General features: G+C 69.4%; 2 protein-coding genes. Both read left to right on the top strand.

Annotation, left to right across the window (positions count from 1 at the left end):
• Positions 1–888: sulfate adenylyltransferase subunit CysD (cysD, locus tag AB0472_RS45980; protein WP_366365672.1), on the top strand; the 888-nt coding region annotated here is incomplete at its 5' end.
• A gap of 2 nt (positions 889–890) precedes the next feature.
• Positions 891–1,362: GTP-binding protein (locus tag AB0472_RS45975; RefSeq protein WP_366365670.1), on the top strand; the 472-nt coding region annotated here is incomplete at its 3' end.

Raw genomic sequence — 1,362 nt, 5'->3', positions numbered from 1 at the left:
CTGTCGCACCTGGACGCGCTGGAGTCCGAGGCGGTCCACATCTTCCGCGAGGTCGCGGGCGAGTTCGAACGGCCGGTGATCCTCTTCTCCGGCGGCAAGGACTCCATCGTCATGCTCCACCTCGCCCTGAAGGCCTTCGCCCCCGCCGCGATCCCCTTCTCGCTCCTGCACGTGGACACCGGACACAACTTCCCCGAGGTCCTGGAGTACCGCGACCGCACGGTCGAACACCACGGACTACGCCTCCACGTGGCCTCCGTACAGGACTACATCGACCGCGGTGTCCTGCGCGAACGCCCCGACGGCACCCGCAACCCCCTGCAGACCGTGCCCCTGACCGAGAAGATCCACAACGAGAGGTTCGACGCCGTCTTCGGCGGCGGCCGCCGCGACGAGGAGAAGGCCCGCGCCAAGGAACGCGTCTTCTCCCTGCGCGACGAGTTCTCCCAGTGGGACCCCCGCCGCCAGCGCCCCGAACTGTGGAACCTCTACAACGGCCGGCACGCCCCCGGCGAACACGTCCGCGTCTTCCCCCTGTCCAACTGGACCGAACTCGACGTCTGGCAGTACATCGCCCGCGAGGACATCGAACTCCCGCAGATCTACTTCGCCCACGAGCGTGAGGTGTTCCTGCGCGGCGGGATGTGGCTGACCGGCGGTGACTGGGGCGGCCCGAAGGACACCGAGACCATCGAGAAGCGGCAGGTGCGCTACCGGACCGTCGGCGACATGTCCTGCACGGGCGCGGTGGAATCCGACGCCGACGACATCGAGAAGGTGATCGCCGAGATCGCCGCCTCCCGACTCACCGAGCGCGGCGCGACACGCGCCGACGACAAGCTCTCCGAGGCCGCGATGGAAGACCGCAAGCGCGAGGGGTACTTCTAGCCATGACCACCACCACGGAACTCGGCCTCACCGAGACGACCCTGCTGCGCTTCGCGACCGCCGGCTCGGTCGACGACGGCAAGTCCACCCTCGTCGGACGGCTGCTGCACGACTCCAAGTCGGTCCTCGCCGACCAGCTGGAGGCCGTCGAACGCGCCTCCGCCTCCCGCGGCCAGGACGCCCCCGACCTCGCCCTCCTCACCGACGGCCTGCGCGCCGAACGCGAGCAGGGCATCACCATCGACGTCGCCTACCGCTACTTCGCCACCCCCAGGCGCCGCTTCATCCTCGCCGACACCCCCGGCCACGTGCAGTACACCCGCAACATGGTCACCGGCGCCTCCACCGCCGAACTGACCGTGATCCTGGTCGACGCCCGCAACGGGGTCGTCGAGCAGACCCGCCGACACGCCGCGATCGCCGCCCTGCTACGCGTCCCGCACGTCGTCCTCGCCGTCAACAAGATGGACCTGG

The organism is Streptomyces sp. NPDC086777, assembly GCF_040702065.1.
Lineage (GTDB): Bacteria > Actinomycetota > Actinomycetes > Streptomycetales > Streptomycetaceae > Streptomyces.
Note: the sequence above shows the minus strand (reverse complement) of the source record. Positions and strands in the feature narration are given on the sequence as shown.